At 37.1% G+C, this 18,964-nt stretch carries 15 protein-coding genes and 1 pseudogene; 7 read left to right on the forward strand and 9 right to left on the reverse strand.

Annotation, left to right across the window (positions count from 1 at the left end; genetic code table 11):
* Nucleotides 1-138 precede the first annotated feature (138 nt).
* Both QOX35_RS07640 and QOX35_RS07645 read left to right on the forward strand, forming a co-directional pair.
* On the forward strand, nt 139-2,067 hold the full coding sequence (locus tag QOX35_RS07640) for a phage tail-like protein (RefSeq protein WP_283686430.1): 1,929 nt from the start codon (nt 139-141) through the stop codon (nt 2,065-2,067).
* 163 nt (nt 2,068-2,230) lie between these two features.
* Nucleotides 2,231-3,694 carry an alpha-amylase gene (locus tag QOX35_RS07645; RefSeq protein ID WP_283686431.1) on the forward strand — a complete coding sequence of 488 codons (1,464 nt, stop codon included), beginning with the start codon at nt 2,231-2,233 and terminating at the stop codon, nt 3,692-3,694.
* A 40-nt stretch (nt 3,695-3,734) separates the two neighbouring features.
* On the opposite strand, the gene QOX35_RS07650 is transcribed toward QOX35_RS07645, so the two are convergent.
* The 7 genes from QOX35_RS07650 to QOX35_RS07680 form a co-directional block, all read right to left on the reverse strand.
* Nucleotides 3,735-4,901, reverse strand: coding sequence for an esterase (locus QOX35_RS07650; protein ID WP_283686432.1), 1,167 nt, complete (start codon nt 4,899-4,901; stop codon nt 3,735-3,737).
* A gap of 2 nt (nt 4,902-4,903) precedes the next feature.
* Nucleotides 4,904-5,965: an AI-2E family transporter gene (locus QOX35_RS07655; RefSeq protein ID WP_283686433.1), complete on the reverse strand. Its 1,062-nt coding sequence runs from the start codon at nt 5,963-5,965 to the stop codon at nt 4,904-4,906.
* 111 nt (nt 5,966-6,076) lie between these two features.
* On the reverse strand, nt 6,077-6,778 hold the full coding sequence (locus QOX35_RS07660; protein WP_283686434.1) for a porin family protein: 702 nt from the start codon (nt 6,776-6,778) through the stop codon (nt 6,077-6,079).
* Nucleotides 6,779-6,783: 5 nt separating this feature from the next.
* On the reverse strand, nt 6,784-7,662 hold the full coding sequence (locus QOX35_RS07665; protein WP_283686435.1) for a TolB family protein: 879 nt from the start codon (nt 7,660-7,662) through the stop codon (nt 6,784-6,786).
* A 4-nt stretch (nt 7,663-7,666) separates the two neighbouring features.
* Complete coding sequence (locus tag QOX35_RS07670) at nt 7,667-8,587, reverse strand: TolB family protein (protein WP_283686436.1); 921 nt, start codon at nt 8,585-8,587, stop codon at nt 7,667-7,669.
* 6 nt (nt 8,588-8,593) lie between these two features.
* Nucleotides 8,594-9,244 (reverse strand): outer membrane beta-barrel protein, encoded by a 651-nt coding sequence (locus tag QOX35_RS07675; protein ID WP_283686437.1) that lies wholly within the window; start codon nt 9,242-9,244, stop codon nt 8,594-8,596.
* 113 nt (nt 9,245-9,357) lie between these two features.
* Nucleotides 9,358-10,080 (reverse strand): MBL fold metallo-hydrolase, encoded by a 723-nt coding sequence (locus tag QOX35_RS07680; RefSeq protein WP_283686438.1) that lies wholly within the window; start codon nt 10,078-10,080, stop codon nt 9,358-9,360.
* A 295-nt stretch (nt 10,081-10,375) separates the two neighbouring features.
* Between QOX35_RS07680 and QOX35_RS07685 the strand changes: the two genes are divergently transcribed.
* The 3 genes and pseudogenes from QOX35_RS07685 to QOX35_RS07695 all read left to right on the forward strand — a co-directional run.
* Nucleotides 10,376-11,566: a DUF418 domain-containing protein gene (locus QOX35_RS07685; protein ID WP_283686439.1), complete on the forward strand. Its 1,191-nt coding sequence runs from the start codon at nt 10,376-10,378 to the stop codon at nt 11,564-11,566.
* Between the two features lie 286 nt (nt 11,567-11,852).
* A complete protein-coding gene (locus QOX35_RS07690; protein WP_283686440.1) occupies nt 11,853-13,271 on the forward strand; it encodes a Gfo/Idh/MocA family oxidoreductase in 1,419 nt (472 codons plus the stop codon).
* A 102-nt stretch (nt 13,272-13,373) separates the two neighbouring features.
* A pseudogene (locus tag QOX35_RS07695) lies at nt 13,374-14,012 on the forward strand (3-keto-disaccharide hydrolase); the annotation flags it as partial.
* A 176-nt stretch (nt 14,013-14,188) separates the two neighbouring features.
* Here the strand turns inward: QOX35_RS07695 and QOX35_RS07700 are convergent.
* Nucleotides 14,189-15,640, reverse strand: coding sequence for an amino acid permease (locus tag QOX35_RS07700; protein WP_283686441.1), 1,452 nt, complete (start codon nt 15,638-15,640; stop codon nt 14,189-14,191).
* A 161-nt stretch (nt 15,641-15,801) separates the two neighbouring features.
* The gene (locus QOX35_RS07705) at nt 15,802-17,253 is read right to left on the reverse strand and encodes an amino acid permease (RefSeq protein ID WP_135103990.1); all 1,452 of its coding nucleotides are present in this window, start codon (nt 17,251-17,253) and stop codon (nt 15,802-15,804) included.
* Between the two features lie 224 nt (nt 17,254-17,477).
* On the opposite strand from QOX35_RS07705, the gene QOX35_RS07710 reads away from it, so the two are divergent.
* Entirely contained in the window at nt 17,478-18,026 is a 549-nt protein-coding gene (locus tag QOX35_RS07710; protein ID WP_283686442.1) for a hypothetical protein, read from the forward strand.
* Nucleotides 18,027-18,030: 4 nt separating this feature from the next.
* On the forward strand, nt 18,031-18,816 hold the full coding sequence (proC, locus tag QOX35_RS07715) for a pyrroline-5-carboxylate reductase (protein ID WP_283686443.1): 786 nt from the start codon (nt 18,031-18,033) through the stop codon (nt 18,814-18,816).
* The last annotated feature ends 148 nt before the right edge of the window (nt 18,817-18,964 follow it).

Genomic DNA, 18,964 nt, shown 5'->3' on the forward strand with positions numbered 1-18,964 from the left:
TCCGATACAAAACAACATAATATAGAGAAGACAAATATATAGCACAGTAATTAACTTATCCTATTAGAAATATAATCTATTTATTTCAACTTTTTGTTCGAAAAGTTGTAGTTGCTACTGTACTAATTTAATTAACTTATGAAAACAAAACTATCAATTTTGTTATTCTTTCTGTTGTATATTACAGGAGGGATGACGGAGATTTATTCTCAGGTAACTATAGGAGCAGGTGAACCTGCTGAAAAGTATGCAACTTTGCAAATTAGAGATAAGACATCTCAAAGCTTAAATGATTTGGGTGGGGTAACGTCCGAGAAGGGTGGCTTGTTGTTGCCTCGAGTCGAATTGAAAAAAAAGGATCAACTACTTCCTTTTGCTACACAAGATGAAGTGGATTTGAATAACCAAGCTTATAAAGATGCTAAGATTGCGCATATCGGGCTTATTGTTTATAATTTGACAGAAGATGCAAGTCAAGATCTGTGCCGAGGCCTTAATCAATGGGATGGTAATCAGTGGAATTGTTTCCAATATAAAATGGGAAATGCCATTGCAGTTTTAGGTAACTGTGATTCTTTACTCTTTCTAGGTCAATATCAGAATGGAGTATCCCTAAAAAGTGAAAACTATATGAATATTCCTCTACATGTGACTAAGCCGGGTGGGTATACGATTTCTGCAAAATCAGATAAAGATAATGGCTATTATTTTACAACGAGCGGAATCTTTTTGACAACCGGATATTATTATGTCTCAGTTCCCGGTGCAGGTACTCCAAACAAGCATACGACAGGTACTTCAGGGGATTTAATGAAAGTAAATATTAATGGTAAAGAAATAACCGGATGCGAAAAATATATAGATGTTATTGATTCTTCAAAAAAAGCTTCATTCTTAATGAACTGCTTAGATATTAAAGTGGGGGGAGTGTATAAGGTTAATTATTCTCTAGTAGCTAGTCAACATTACATAGATATACCATTAAGGGTTGATAGCGAGGCTCTTGGTTCAACTTATGTCATCAGAACGAATGAAGTTGATGGAATTTCGTTTAGTGGAGAAGGGTTATTGACATCTGTTAATCAGACAGTCAGGTTGATAGGCACAGGGATACCGACCAATACAAAAAAAAAGTTGATGACTATTACTTCCAATAGTACGAAGTCGGCGGCAATATGTGAAACTACTATTGCAACATCGATCCCTAAAAAGAGAATATTAGCTTTAGGGCAAGGGATCAACAACGTCGCTAATTACCAATCAGGAGGGAACGTTTTAATGAATAATCCTCGGGCATTTGGAACCCTTACCAGCAGTATTGTAGCTTCAGAAGGATTTGAAATTACATCTATTTCAGATTCAATTCCCCCGGCTGCAACTTTAAAGGCACTATTAGATGCTAAACCGGATATTGTTATTATTGGCAGGGTAACTCATATTCGCGCAGAACAAGCAGGATATCTCTCTGATTATATAAACAAAAAAGGAGTAGTGTTACTCTTTAGCGATGGTGATGGTGGTGAGGATGCAGGATCTGTTGGCAATATAATGAGAGCTGTATTTGGTAAAACGACTATTTACCAAAGGAGGATGCATAATGGTGGAGTTATTTATAAATTTGGAATGGTAAATGATGAAATATTAAATGGTCCATTTGGTGATGTGAGAACACGATACTGGGGTAAGGATTTGTCTCCAACTTGTGCATTAGAGGGAATCCCTTCCGATAAAATAGACGTGTATAGTTATGGTTTTACTCCAACTAGAGTGTTGACTGTAAATGAAACTGAGTATGTAACAGCATTTAAGCACAAAAAACTAAATTTTATATATGTAGGAGATGGTGGCTTCTTTTCTTATGCTGCAGGAATACCTGTCAGTACTGATAAAATGCCATTCAGACTTGAAGTAGGTACATTGCTTCCTATTGAAAGATTTAGATTTGGTATAAATGAATTCGATTCTAGGATGAGTATGAGGTATTCTGTTTGTAATTCAATTTTCTTTGCAAATGCACTGGCGTGGGCAATAAAACAAGCTGAATTAAACGGTATTAATACACCATAATAAAGATATAAGATATAGGATGAAATAGCAGCAAGTAAATTTACTTGCTGCTATTTTTATTGAAAAATATGTTCTATTTTAATCATTAGAATGGGGGGATGTCCTAAGCTTTTGAAAAATAATCTACTTTTGTAGAATAAAGAAATCAAAGCTATCGTAGATTATGAAAAACGGAGTGATGATGCAATACTTCGAATGGAACTTACCAAATGACGGTAAACTGTGGAAGCAACTTTGTGCAGATGCCGGGCATCTACATGAAATTGGTATTACTGCTGTTTGGATACCTCCTGCCTACAAAGCTGATGAACAACAAGATGAGGGGTATGCGACGTATGATCTCTTTGATTTGGGAGAGTTCTATCAAAATAATACGGTAAGGACAAAATACGGAACGAAGGAAGAGTTGAAGTCTATGATTGCCGAGCTGCATAAATATAATATTTCTGTATACCTTGATGCTGTGATGAATCATAAGGCGGAGGGAGATTATACTGAAAAGTTTACAGTTAGAGAAGTAGACCCTGAAGAAAGAAATCGTGACATTTCTGATGATTTTGAGATACAAGCTTGGACGGGGTATGATTTTTTTGGACGCGCAGATAAATATTCTAGTTTCAAGTGGCATTGGTATCACTTTTCGGGTGTCGGGTTCGATGATATAAAAAGGAGAAGCGGTATTTTTCGAATTATAGGTGAAAATAAGAATTGGAGTAGGGGTGTCGATTTAGAACACGGGAATTATGATTTCTTGATGTACAACGATCTGGATTTGAATCATCCCGCGGTCATTACCGAACTCAATCGTTGGGGAGTCTGGGTAGCTAACGAACTGAATCTTGATGGGATGCGTTTGGATGCCATTAAACATATGGATGATAAGTTTATCAAACAGTTTATCCAGTGGGTTAGAATGAACAGAGGCGAAGATTTCTATGCGGTAGGTGAATATTGGAGTGGTAATGTAGATACTTTAAATAACTATTTGGAAGCGGTGGATAAGAGTATCGATCTTTTCGATGTGCCTTTACACTATAGTCTGTACGATGCTTCCAGAAAGAAAAAAGAGTATGATATGAGAAATCTATTAAAAGATTCTTTGTCGGTTATGCATCCTGAGTTAGGTGTGACTTTTGTTGATAATCACGATTCACAGAAAGGAAGTTCGTTAGAGTCTGAGGTTGAAGATTGGTTCAAGCCATCGGCATACGCCTTGATATTATTAATGAAAGACGGATATCCATGTATTTTTTATGGAGACTATTATGGTGTGAATGGTAAAATATCCAATCATCGAAAAACGATAGATACACTACTAAAAACGAGACATAAATATGCATACGGTCATCAGGTTGATTATTTCGATCATGCAGCTATTGTTGGTTTTGTGAGACTCGGTGATACAGATCATTTAGATTCAGGTCTGGCTTTACTCATATCCAATGGTGAAGATGGGAGTAAAATGATGAATGTTGGCACTCACCGAAGTGGCGAAGTTTGGTGTGATTTAACCCGGAATGTAGAATATGATATACTTATAGATAAGTATGGTTATGGAGAATTTGCAGTTAAAGAGGATCGTTTTTCCGTGTGGGTAAAAAAGTCGAACGGCTGCAAAAAATATTAATATCTCATCTTTTACAGCCGTCACTTATATTATATTTTAATTACTTAAATAGTAATGGCAAAAATTCTGATAAGTATACACGCCAGTTGCTCCAAGTGTGTCCACCCTCAGATTCTACATAAGTGTATTTAGCACCCATATTATCAAGCTTGGCTCTGAATGCTTCTACATCTTTATATAAAAAGTCTGTCTTTCCTATTCCTATCCAATAAAGTTTATAGCCATTATTTATTTGTCCTGATAGTGTTCCATCAATATCTTCATAAACTTTTGAATTCTTATTCGGAGGATTTATCGCAGGAGAAAACAAGCCAATGTAGTCGAATGTATTCGGATAATATCGTGAGATATGCAGCGAGTGGTATCCTCCCATAGATAAACCGGCTATAGCACGCTCCGAACGGTCTGTGTAGACCCGGTAATTGCTTTCTATGAATTTTATTATATCCGGAAATGTTTCTTCCATCTTACCATCCATGGTTTGAGGTAACTGGAATACAGGTTTGTAAAACCCTAAGCTCGATTCTCCGGGAGCAGCCTCTTGAGATACATTCCCGTTCGACATTACGATAAGCATCGGTTTAGCTTTGCCTTGAGCAATAAGATTATCTACGATCTGTGAAGTTCGTCCCAGAGCCATCCATGCTTCTTCATCTCCACCCATTCCATGTAGTAGATATAAAACAGGGTATTTATCTTTACCTGTTTCATATCCCGGAGGAGTATAGATTGTAATACGGCGTGTTTTATTATTTCCGGGAGAGTCGTACCAACGACGAGTAACCGAACCATGAGGTACGTTTTGCACTTTATATAGATCTCCGTTGCCGTTACCTACTATAAATATATTAGATACAGTAGCTACATCTCTGTTGAGATATACATTATTAGGGTCTTTTGTTTCTACTCCGTTTATAAAGAATGAATAGCTATAAAGATCAGAAGGTAAAGCTTCTGTCGTGTAAGACCAAAGTCCTTTTGCGTCTTTAGTAAGGCTTACCATTCCCGGCTTCCAATTATCTCGAGGAATCCAGTCTCCTGTGATTTCTACCGTGTTTGCATTCGGAGCATATAGACGGAATGTAACAGTATTATTACTGTGCACTTCCGGAGACGTAATGTCCGAACCCTCACCCAATGCCTGTTGTGCATGGATATATACCATTGATATGATTAAAGTAATGGTAAATAAAAAAGTTCTTTTCATGTTTATAAATTTAGGTTTTCATCATATTTATAGTCGTCAATAGTCATTGCAGTGTCTTTTTCATCTAAATACTCTCTCTTGAATATATCAATGCAAAGGATAAATACGGAAAGCAGTAAAGGACCGAATATTACACCCCAAAAACCAAATAATGTAAGACCGATTATAACTCCGAATACAGTTATTAACGGATGCGTATCGGCCATTTTCTTTTGTAATATAAAACGGATCAGATTGTCGGAGTTGGATATTACGATCAGAGCATATATAGCTAAGCCAATGGCATTAAACCAATCGCCGGTTAGTGCTAAATAGACAGCCAACGGGAACCATATCAGCGATGTACCGATTAATGGTATAATTGTGGCAAAACATGTAAGGAATCCGAAAAGAATAGGGCTGGGCGCATCAAATATAATGTATCCGATTGTGGCAACAACACCTTGTATTATAGCTAATAAAGGTATTCCGATAGCATTTGATGTAACCATCATTTTTACAGAATGTATAACGCTCTTTTTATTATCATCATCGAAAGGAAGGAGTGAGAAAAGATATTTTTCCATTCGTTCACCACCGATTAGCATAAAATAAAGCACAAAGACAAGTACCAGAGAATTGATGATAAAACTGCTGACGCTATCTAGTAATATCTGGCCTATTTTAGGTAAATAGGATGCTGCACTTATCAAATTTTCTGAACTGAGTACATTGTACCCTGTTTTTTGTTGAATTAACTCATTGAAATGCTGTATTCCTGATATGTAAGACGACGGGTCAAGATTTATATTGTTCAGTTCTCCTACTAATAACCATACTGCCACAGAAATGGGGATAAGAAAACATAATATGGCCTCGATAACAATAAGAATAGCAGACAAAGCCCGTCCCAAATTCTTTTTCTGCGTAAGATTTCTCATTTGCCCTCTTACCATAACATAGATGGTAGATGCTCCCAGTACCCCACTCATAAATGGTGCAAGTTCTCGGAACAGGACAACGGCTATGAAAAGAATAAGTATTATAAGGGAATACTTCCAGTACTGAGCTTTAATGTTTTCCATCTGTTCTGGTGTAATTATTAATCTACAAATCTATAAATAATTATACAGCATTGAATCTTATAAATCAAAAAATATTTTTAATCAAATCCTAGTCTTGTATTATTTCTGAATTCAAAATATCCGATAACCTAAAGTTAAAAACAAAGCACTGTTATATGATGAAGCACTCCCTCTAGAGTAATTAATCAAACCATGTTCGTAACCAAAGTTAAGTAATATACGTTTACATTCTACTCCTGCAGATCCGGCTAAGCCCATGTCGAAGCGTTTCAGTGTTTCGCTTGAAAAAGTGTCATATTCAAACTCTGAATATTCGGTATAAGTACCATTCGATAATTCACGATCCCCCGGTAGAGCCATTTTTAGAGCTTCTTTTGCTTTATATTTTCCACCAATACCGTAGGCTAGATATGGGCCAAAAGTAAAATTGAGGCGTACCGCCCTTGACACATTAAGTCTGTAGCCCGCTTTAATGGGTAAGACAAGATATGAAGCTCTCACCTTTTCTTCCGCCATATAAACATCAGGAGAATAGCCATCTCCGTTAATATCTCCGACTGCCATTGAATTCGAATTTGCTCCTTTCATAGCAAAATCCAATCCTGTTTGCAAAAATAAATTATTAGGGAGATTCATTTCCAGACCTACACCTCCACGGAATCCATATTTGGAATCGGTAGAACTACCCTTTACCCGCATATCTGAAAGACTTCCTCCGGCATTGATAGTAAAAGACAATGGAGAGCTTTGAGCTGCAATATAATTTCCTGTAGAAAGTAGTATTGCAAGTAATAAAAGTTTAATAGATTTCATATTAGTTATTTAGAGTTAAGTTCTGTCTTGTATCTTACATAGGCAAACTGTTTACTGTCTGGCGACCAAGAATTGACATTGAATGTTCCTTGACCTCCAAAAAGTTTTATTAATTTCTGAGGTTTGCCTCCTGTAGCCGACATTATGCGAATCTCTACATTTTTGTAGCGTAGATGCTCGTGAGGTTCAAGATCACCTTTTTTGTATGCTATATAAACTACATGTTTGCCATCGGGTGAGATATGAGGAAACCATGAGTTGCTATCTTCATCAAAAGTCATTTGAGTCTGTTCCGAACCGTCTGTTTTCATTCTCCATAGTTGCATCAATCCAGTACGGACTGAGTTGAACCAGATGTATTTACCATCAGGTGTGTATTCCGGCCCGTCATTCAATCCTTCCGAGAAAGTAAGACGAGTCTCATTCGTCCCATCTGTATTTATAGTATATACATCCATTTCTCCTTGTCGGTTTGCGCAATACGTCAGTGATTTTCCATCAGGACTCCACCCGTGCAGATAACTCGGAGCTGATGGCGTCACTTGTCTGGGAGTACCTCCTTCGGCGGGCAGTATAAAAACAGTAGGTCTCCCTTGAGGCAATGAGCGATGGCTTACTGCAAGCCATTTTCCATCGGGAGAAACGAGATGGTCATTATTACATTGGTTTGCAAAGCCGGTATCTATTAATTGAGGTTCGCCTCCCGATGCAGATAGTTTATATATTAATCCCTCACTGTTATATATGAGCCATTTTCCATCAGACGTCCAATCGGGAGCTTCTATGAGATAAGGAAATTCTTTTATTAATATACTTTTGTTTGTAGTGATATCGAATATTTCGAGTATACTGGTTACTTTCTCCGGTTCGGGATTATAATTCATTTTATTATTGATTGTTTAGACGATAACTTACGAAGGCAATATATTTACTATCGGGTGACCATGAATTAACATTTATAGTACCCTGCCCTCCAAAGAGTTTTGCCAATGTTTTAGGTTCTCCTCCATTAGTCGGCATAATGCGTAATTCGACATTCTTATTAGGCAAGTGTTCATCGGGCTTTAGATCATCTTTGTAATATGTAATAAATACAATAAGCTCACCATTGGGTGATATATGTGGAAACCAAGAGTTACGTGTTTCGTCAAATGTCATTTGAGTTTGCTCCGTTCCATCAGCTTTCATTCGCCATATCTGCATTAGGCCTGTGCGCACCGAATTGAACCAAATATAATTTCCATCGGGGGAGTATTCCGGACCATCATCCAAACCGTCTGAGTGTGTGAGTCGTTTTTCTACACCACCTTTAGCTGGAATAGAATAAACATCATAATTGCCTTTTCTTTCGGCACAATAAGTTAGGTATATTCCATCAGGACTCCAGCCATGTAGGTAACTTGGGGCTAGAGGTGTTATGAGTTGAGGATCTCCACCGTCAATGGGTAATGTATAGATGCGTGACAGCCCATCTTCTTTTGTGCCGTGGCTGATTGCTATTTGTTTTCCGTCGAAAGACAATACATGGTCGTTGTTGCAATTGGTTGCAAAACCTGTATATATTTCTTGTGGCTCGGTAGGAGTAGCAGGGGAGAGCTTCCAAAGTTTACCTCCACTGTTATAAATCAGCCATTGTCCGTCATAAGTCCAGTTTGGCGCTTCTATCAGATAAGGGAACTCTTTTACTGTGGTTCGCTCACCTGTTTCGATATTCAGTATTTCAAGAATACTGGTTATTTTATTCTGTTGTGCTTGTATAGATAACAAACAAAACGACAGAAAAATCAGCAGGGAGGCATTTCGTAGCATGGCTTGTCATTGTTTTATAATGTAATTAAATCCTATTCCTATTTGTATAGGTGTAGAGTTTTTGAATTTAATAGCTTCCGGTTTAATTTTTGAGAAATCGAAAGTATTATAGCCTAACCAACAGTTAATAGCCCATCTTTCTGTTACAGGAAATTGATAGCCAGCCCTAATCTCGTACTGAAGTCTGTATTTGTGAGCAGATCCCTCCATGTTGGTTATCTTGTCCAGATTGAGATTCATTCGGGTATAGGATAGTCTATTCTCAAGATACAGATACTGAGCTCGATCTCTCTTGTCGTCATAGCCTATCGGGAAATATAATTTGGGGGCAATATAGGGTGCCCAATATGTGCCTCTGTATATGTCTTTGAAATCTCCGTTGGTTTCACCTATCCCTCCTTGTCCTATATTAGGATCTGTGTAACCTACCTTTTGATTGAACCCACCAAAACGAAATCCGGCTTCTACTCCGAAGAAAAAGATAAAATCATACTCGTATCCTATACTACCACCAACAGCTGCGGGGTTGTTCTTCTCACTATTGAAATAATGCATTCCCCAAGACATATCTATCCCGGCATTAAGCTTATGACCCTCTTGTGCAGAAGCAAACAAGAATGTCACTAATAACGATAATAGAGATATTATATTTTTCATAATGTAATGGATTTACCTATTGTATCCAAATGTTTTGTACAGTAGCATTGTTATGTACAAATCTAATGAAAATAGAATAAATTACGCCATTAATTGAATATATTTTGTTGATGTCAAAATTCAAAGCTTTCCCCTGTGTGCTGCCACTTTATAAACTTACAACCTTTGCTTTCGGCATATTCAGCAAATGCGTTTGCCTTATCATAAGCTTCTCCAAAGTGCATTGGTGCAAAAAGGTTTGTTTGTATAGCATCTAAAAATTGTTCAGCACCTTTCATATAATCTTTCCCCAACCTGGGATCTACAGGAAACATGGCTAAGTCGAGATGTTTAACTTTGTCGATTACTAAATTCAGTTCTTTCTGATAAAAGTCCTCCGCTTCATCTATCTCTTCTTTAGTAGACTCTTCATTCCAATGCCAGTTATTCAAGTCTCCTGCATGAAAGATGATTTTTCCTTCTATATTTATCAAAAAAGAAATGCCTAAGTCGGTAGAACCAAAAGCTTCAATCGAGAGTGTTTCGTCACTGTATGTATCCGATTTGTCAAGGTAGATAGCATCCCTCTCTTTAGCTTTCCTGTATTTTAAGATGTCTTTCGAAAAGATATAAATAACATTCGGGTGTTCCCATTTCCATTTTAGTATCTCTTTGTTGAAATGGTCGTGGTGTGAATGAGTACAGAGGACATATAGCTTTTCCTTTTTTTTCAGAAGTTCTTTGTAAACGATACCTTCGCCGGATATATCAGACGAATCTTTGTAATAATCTATAATGATGGTAAAATCATCACCTTCTATTGCATAACCGCTATGAAAAATATAAGTCAGTTTCATTTTTTTATTGATAATTCTTTTTTCTTGCTGAGTTGTCTATTATTAAACTCTAAACTCTAATCATTTGTTTTGGCAATACAATCTTCTCTGCATATTAGAAAGGTTATGAAGCACAACATCTAAAAGTTATCGATTTTAATAATGAGTATAAATTAGCAGATGATACTACATTATAACAAATTTAAGAAAATAAAGATTCTGATGAGATAAGTCGTGTTTTTTAGGTTACATAAAAGGTTTATGTTAGATTTGCATCTCAAAATAGAAGAGTATCTTAACATTTAAATCTTAAAAAATGCCCGTATCTACTACTCTAATCAGTAATAATCGTATTGAGATCGCAGATGTATTGCGCGGTTTCGCTGTAATGGGAATTACCCTTATTCACTTTATTGAACGTTTTAGTCTCTATAGTTTTCCGGAGGAAACATCAAATTTTATGATGTTTACCGATAGAATAATTTGGGATAGTATATTTTTTACATTTTCCGGTAAGGCTTATTGTATTTTTGCATTACTTTTTGGCTTCAGTTTTTTTATTCAAGACAATTCGCAAAAAGAAAAAGGAAAAGATTTTCGTGGACGGTTTACTTGGCGATTAGTATTGCTGTTTTTTATAGCGTGTATCAATTCTACTTTATTTCCGGGTGAAATATTAGTGCTCTATGCTTTACTCGGTTATGTGCTGATAGCAGTTTGTCGTTTTTCTACTCGTACGGTAATGGCTATAGCTATTGTTCTTCTTCTGCAACCTTTTGAATGGGGACAAATAATATATGCTCCCTTCAATCCCCAATATACCGGGATTAATGCTCAGTTTGACGCTCCATATTGGGAGATAGTCAATGTAGCTCAGAAAGAAGGATCTTTCTTCGAAATGTGCAAAACAGCTATATGGACAGGTAATATTGCCAATATGGGGTGGATGTTATTACATGGGAGGGTTACACAAACTGCAGGATTATTTATGATCGGTATGTTAATAGGACGTGGAAGAATATTTCTTTATTCCGAGAAAAATATAAAATTATGGATTAAAGTATTTATTATAGCAGTCATAGCATTTTTTCCAATTTATGGCTTGATTGCTACTCTTCCTGAATTTGTGAGTCGGGATGCATTGCTTGTTCCTTCTATCCTTATACTTAAATCTCTTTCGAATCTTGCTTTTACGGGAATATTGTTTGCCGGAATAATACTTGTTTATTATTTGACAAAGTTTAAAAATATTCTTCACCAATTAGCACCTTATGGACGCATGAGTTTGACAAACTATCTGTCGCAGTCTTTGATAGGTAGCTTCCTGTTTTACAATTGGGGATTAGGTCTTTATAAATACACAGGTATTACTGTATGTTTCTTGATGGGTATTGGAATATTCCTTATTCAGTTTTTCTTTTGTCATTGGTGGCTTCGTTCTCATCGTCATGGGCCATTGGAATGGCTGTGGAAAAAAGCAACCTGGATTAAGATAGCAAAAGAATAGCTTCTTTAAGATCATTATTAATCAATGTTTAGATAACCCTTATTGTTAACTTTAATAAAATAGTAGGGCGATATGTAGTTTGTGGCTGAATAATGATTTTATGTTATAAAACATAAAAAATAAGGTTGTAAGCCTGTTTTTTTATATGATTGAATATTAGTTTTTTACAAGTATTTCGCAGCTGTGTGTTCGCACACACGTTTTGATTTTAATAAATATATGCCTTATTTTGTATAGCTCATATTTATATAACACTTGGTGACTATTAAAACTAAATATATAATACATGGTAACACGCAGAAATTTCTTAAAAACCGCTGCAATGACCTCTGCCGGTATCGCTGTAGGTACGATGAACCCATTGAATGCGGCAAGTTATAGCAGAGTAGCGGGAGCAAATCGCAAGGTGAATATTGCTTATATAGGTATAGGTAATAGAGGCGAACAGATAATCGATGACTTTGAAAAAACGGGCTTGGTGAATGTCGTTGCTCTATGTGATGTAGATATGGGCGCGAAGCATACCCAAAAAGTGATGGGCAAATATCCTAAAGCAAAGCAGTTTAAAGACTTTAGGGTGATGCTCGACAAAATAGCAAACGAGTTTGAAGCTGTTGCTATCGCTACACCCGATCATTCACATTTCCCGATCACAATGTTGGCTATGGCTAACGGTAAGCATGTGTATGTAGAGAAACCAATGGCTCGCACTTTCTATGAGGCTGAATTGATGATGAAAGCTGCCCGTAAATATCCGAATGTGGTGACTCAGGTCGGAAATCAAGGTCACTCTGAAGCTAATTACTTTCAATTCAAAGCTTGGCAGGAAGCAGGTATAATAAAGGACGTAACTTCTGTAGTAGCTCATATGAATAATCCCCGCAGATGGCATACATGGGATACCAATATTTATAAGCTGCCTGAGGCGCAACCTATTCCGTCCACACTAGACTGGATGACTTGGAATTGTGCTGTTCCGTACCATGACTATAACGAAAAATATCATTATGGAGAATGGCGTTGCTGGTACGATTTTGGTATGGGAGCTTTAGGAGATTGGGGTGCTCATATTTTAGATACTGTACATGAATTTCTGGATTTAGGACTACCTTATGAAATCAATCCCGTGAAATTGACAGGCCACAATGATTATTTTTTCCCAACATCTTCGACTATTCAGTTTAAATTTGGTCCGAGAGGTGAGATGCCGGCTTGTGATATAACATGGTACGATGGCGTGGATAACCTTCCTCCAATCCCTGAAGGATATGGAGAGTCGGCTCTCGACCCTAATATTCCTGCCTCGGGAGCAGGTGAAATAAAGAAAACGTCTCTAAATCCGGGAAAGATTATTTATAGTAAAGATTTGATTTTCAAAGGAGCTTCACATGGCACTACACTTTCTATCATACCAGAAAGCAAGGCTAGGGATATGGCTTCTAAATTGCCGGAAGTACCGAAGAGCCCTTCAAATCATTTCGCAAACTTCTTACTAGCATGTACAGGAGTAGAAAAGACTCGTTCTCCGTTTGAAATTCATGGACCATTAAGTCAGGTTTTCTCTTTAGGAGTAATGGCTCAACGCTTGAATACGAAATTTTATTTCGACAGTAGAACAAAACAAATAACAAATAATGCGTTTGCCAACGCAATGCTGACCGGAATTCCTCCGCGCAAAGATTGGGAACAATATTATAAAATATAAAATCAGATATCATACATGAAGAAATATATATTAGCGGTTGCTATCAGTTTATTTACGATGTCTCTGTTTGCTCAAGATAATGTATTGACCGAACAGGAAACAAGAGATGGATGGAAATTATTGTGGGATGGTAAAACAACAGAAGGATGGAAAGGAGCTCGAATTACTACTTTCCCTTCTAAGGGTTGGGTAATAGATAATGGTATTTTGAAAGTACTGAAAAGCGGTGGCGGCGAATCAACGAATGGCGGAGATATCGTAACTACCCGTAAGTATAAGAATTTTATACTGAAAGTAGATTTTAAAATTACAGAAGGAGCAAACAGTGGAATAAAATATTTTGTAAACCCTGATTTAAATAAAGGAGAGGGTTCTGCAATTGGCTGTGAGTTCCAGATACTTGATGATGAAAAGCACCCGGATGCAAAATTGGGCGTAAAAGGGAATAGAACTTTAGGATCGTTATATGATCTGATTCCTGCATCGGCAGATAAACCTTTTATCAAGAATGGTTTTAACACTGCTACTGTTGTAGTTATTGATAATAAAGTTCAACATTGGTTGAATGGCGTCAAAATTGTTGAGTATGAGCGTAACAATCAGATGTGGAATGCATTGGTTGCTTACAGTAAATACGCAAACTGGCCTAACTTTGGAAATGCAGCGGAAGGCAATATTTTACTACAGGATCATGGAGATGAAGTGTGGTTTAAAAATGTAAAAATTAAGGAGCTGAAGTAATAAACCTACTAATTATAAAGATTAAAGAGGTTGTGCCGAAAATATTTTTTATCACCAGTCAAGTTTGAATGAAGTGAAACATCTCGTATCTCAATAGCCGAGATTCTCCATTACACTAAAAAAGATAAGACGGATAATGATAAAAGTATTTTACTTTTGGTACAACCTCTTTTGTATTATTTCTTATTGAGTTTACTATGCTTAATTCCGTAGGTGAAGTAAATAACAAAACCTATAACCATCCATACTATCAACCTGAGCCAAGTATCCAAAGGCAAGGCTAGCATCTGCGACAGACATATTAAAACGCCTAATATAGGAACAAGAGGAACAAGAGGTGTTTTGAATGGACGCTCTACATCCGGACGCGTTTTGCGTAGAATTATTATTGATATACATACCAGCGTGAAAGCCATTAAAGTTCCGATAGACACAAGCTCCCCGAGTACATTTATCGGTAGAAGCCCTGCTATAAGACCAACAGCAATACAGGTTACAATCGTTGAATTGTGAGGTGTACTATATTTAGGATGTACTTTCGAAAAGAATTTAGGAAGTAAGCCATCTCTGGATATAGTATAGAATATACGTGATTGGGCAAGCATCATAACCAAAACAACAGAGCTTAATCCTGCTATGGCACCTATTTTGATTGGCATACGCAGCCATACAAGACCTTCTCCCGCATTGTCTATAGCCAGAGCGATGGGTGCAGGGACGCTCAATTCTTTGTAATTTACTATTCCCGTTAACACAACCGTAACGGCAATGTATAAGATAGTACATATAAGTAACGATAAAAGTATTCCTTTGGGCATATCTTTCTGGGGATTTTTGGCTTCTTGCGCAGTCGTTGATACAGCATCAAATCCGATGTAAGCAAAGAAGATAACTCCTGCACCTCGAAATATTCCGCTCCAACCATAATGACCAAATTCTCCTGTATTTTGAGGAATGTAAGGTGTCCAGTTGGCAGTGTCTATAAATGATAATCCGAACCCTATAAATAAGAGTATAACAACAACTTTAACGACAACTACGATATTGTTTAACGTAGCAGACTGACTTATTCCCCGAATTAATAATACAGACATAACTGCCACAACAAACATAGCCGGGAAGTTTATAATGCTACCGGTTGTGACCCAACCTCCGGCGGAGGTGTGATCGAATGGTGCTAGGCGCATATTCATTGGTATATGCAATCCGAAGTCGTCGAGGAAACTCACAAAATAGCCAGACCACCCAACAGCTACAGTTCCGGCCGTGAACAGATACTCGAGTATTAGATCCCAGCCTATAAACCAGGCAAAGAATTCTCCTAATGTAGAATAACTGTAAGAATAGGCGCTTCCTGCTACGGGAATCATGGATGCAAATTCGGCGTAGCAAAGACCGGCCATTGCGCATCCTAATGCAGAAATGATGAAAGAAATTGTCAGGGCAGGGCCTGCATAGTTTGCAGCAGCAGTTCCTGTAAGAACGAATATTCCGGTACCTATGATCGCTCCTATGCCTAAGGCGATTAAATGCCTGACCGATAAGGTCCTTTTCAACCCACCCTTTTCTTGGAGGGAATCTTTGAGAATGGATGCAATATCCTTCTTGCGGAGTAGTTGTTCTTTCATTAAGTTGTTATATTTTATGCGTGTTGACAAAAATAATAACTTTTTGAAATATTTTGTATTAGTTGTGTGTCAAAATGATTGTAAATGTCGAAATTAAATTTCTTAAAGGTGCATATTGGTGCTGAGAGGATTGTACGAACTTACTCCTTCTGCACAATGCCTTACTTATTATTCAGTTTACTATGCTTAATGCCATAAGTGAAATATATAATGAATCCAAGAATAGTCCAGCCAATCATTCTTTCCCATGTGCTCCAAGGTAGAGATACCATTTGTACGATACATATAGCAGCACCTAAGAGTGGAACAAATGGAACAAGTGGTGTTTTGAATGGACGCTTTAGGTCTGGCTGAGTTTTACGTAGTATAACAATTGATATACAAACTATAGTGAATGCCATTAACGTACCGATTGATACCAATTCGCTGAGTACATGCAATGGAAATAGACCCGCTATTAACCCTGTTACAATACTGGCGAATATAGTTGCATTATGAGGAACACCATGTTTAGGACTTACTTTAGAGAAGATACTTGGTAATAAACCATCTTTTGAAATAGCATAATATATTCGCGATTGTCCTAACATCATAACTAAGATTACGGAACTAAGTCCGGCAATAGCTCCAAGCTTGATAAAGGGGCTCAGCCATGCTAAACCTTCACCTGCACGGTCGATCGCTAATGCGATGGGTGCATCTACGTTGAGGTCTTTGTAATTTACTATTCCTGTCAATACTGTTGTTACACCAATATAAAGAACAGCACAGATAAGTAATGATATGAGGATACCTTTTGGCATATCTTTTTGAGGATTACGGGCCTCTCCCGCAGCAGTAGACAGGGCATCGAAACCTAAATATGCATAAAAAACAACAGCAGCCCCACGAAGGATTCCTGTCCATCCGAAGTTTCCATACCCTCCTGTATTTTCAGGGATATATGGCACCCAGTTGCTTGTGTCGATATATGATAAACCAAAACCTATGAATAATAGAATAACACCGACTTTTATAACTACAATCACATTGTTGACAAGAGCTGATTGCTTTATGCCTCCTATAAGAAATGCGGAAACTATGGCTACGATAAATACAGCAGGAAAATTGATGATTTTTCCTGTCCACACCCAGCTTCCGTCTTTCAGGTGATCGAAAGTGGCTCCTGCTATTTGCTCGGGAAAATGTATTCCCCATTCATTTAATAAGCTAAGCATGTAACCAGACCATCCCACAGCAACGCTGGAGCATGCAAAAAGATATTCAAGAACTAAAATCCAACCTACAAACCAAGCTAATACTTCGCCCATTGTAGTATAGCTGTATGAATACACTCCTCCTGATACCGGTATCATTGCGGCAAACTCAGCATAGCATAAACCAGCCATAACACATCCCAGTGCTGATATAACAAAAGAAATAGTTAGAGCCGGACCCGCATACATTGAAGCTGCCTGACCGGTAATAACAAAAATACCTGTGCCTACAATGGCTCCAATTCCTAAGGTTATAAGGTTGGTTGCAGTCAGACTTCTTCTAAGCCCTTCTTTGTTTTCTGAAGGCTCTGCAAGTATAACCGAAATGTCTTTTTTCTTGAATAATCTATCGAGCATAATTTAGAATTTGTGCAAAAGTAAGGAAAATGAAATAATTATCTTGTTATTGGAGGTGTTTTAGATAAAAAAGAAATATTTTTTGATAATTTTACGTTTTACTGATATCAATCAGGCATTAAAATACAGAATGCAAAAAATAGTAAATGGTGATAAAGAAATAATATAACGAGTAAAGCATTAACTGTTTTTTTATTACAACAAAAGAAGCTTAACAGGTAAGAATGGCTATATTAGATGACTTTTTAGACCGTATAGAATTATTGAACGATGATTTTATGTGGTACAATTATAAAAACAGTCCGGCAACAATAGAGCAAATTGAAGATTATGAAAGATCCTATGGAATAAGTTTTAACGAAGAAGTAAAGACGTTTTTACTCTCATTAGGTGCTGTAATACTCGAAGTAGAAGAGAAAATTTGGCCTAGACCTCAAGAATATGATGTAGTTCCGGCATGGGAATTTGGGTATGGAATGTTTATTTATGGATTATCCTCAGATAAAGATATGCTATCATGGCTTACTTACGATGAAAAATATAAGGAGACGGCAAGTTCTGGCAATGGGGATTATGGACAGATGTTTTATAAACGAAGTGGAAATCTTTATAGGGCATATATAAACAGTGAAGGAATAATAACTGTTTTAGAAAATGGAAAAAAAGAGGAAGGGATTATATTTGATGGTAATTTCTATGATTTCCTCATAAATGAGATAGATAAATTGGAAGATGATTATAAAGACTATATAAAGAAACACTATAATAAATAAGTATATGAAAATATCGATTATAGGCGGAGGAAACATGGGTGGAGCTATTGCTCGAGGATTGTCTACCGGCTTACTTTTTAAAGCTCACGATATAACGGTCATTACGAAGACTTCGGTTTCGGCAACTCAGATGAAAGATTCCGCTGTAGGCTTAAATGTAGTCGCCAGTGAGTACGATTCATTAGATACAGCCGATATTGTAATTGTTGCAGTTAAACCATGGCTTATAGAGGAAGTATTGTTACAAAACAAAGATAGATTGAAAAATCCAGCTCAGATATTGGTCTCTGTTGCTTCCGGTATTTCATTAGAGCAGTTAGCGAGTTGGTCGGTAGTCGGGAAAAGCATCTTTCGGGTGATGCCAAATACAGCGATTGCCGAAAAACAAAGTATGACTTTTGTTTCTACTCTGAATGCTCAAAAAGAAGATATAACACAGATTGTGAAAATATTTAATGAATTAGGAAAAACAGAATTAATCGATGAAAAGCTATTGCCTGCAGCAACGTCTTTAGCATCCTGCGGTATAGCCTACGCGTTTCGTTATATTAGAGCGGCGATGGAAGGTGGCGTAGAAATGGGTTTGTATCCAAATCAGGCTAAAGAAATAGTGATGCAGACTTTGTTGGGGGCAGTGAAGCTGCTTGAGGCAAATGGCTCTCATCCCGAAGCTGAGATTGATAAGGTAACCACAGCCGGAGGTATAACAATAAAGGGGCTTAATGAAATGGAGCATGCAGGGTTTACATCATCGGTTATCAAAGGATTGAAAGCAAGTAATGTAAAGTAATATTTACTCTGAATGATATAGAGTCTTACTCAAAATAGTAAGACTTTTTTTATGCATATAAATCACTCGATAGCCTCATTGTATTTGTGTTTTACGCATAGATTATTCTATCATAATAAAAAATAAAAAGTAAAATCGGCGATACTGA

This window comes from Dysgonomonas sp. Marseille-Q5470, assembly GCF_951230145.1.
Lineage (GTDB): Bacteria > Bacteroidota > Bacteroidia > Bacteroidales > Dysgonomonadaceae > Dysgonomonas.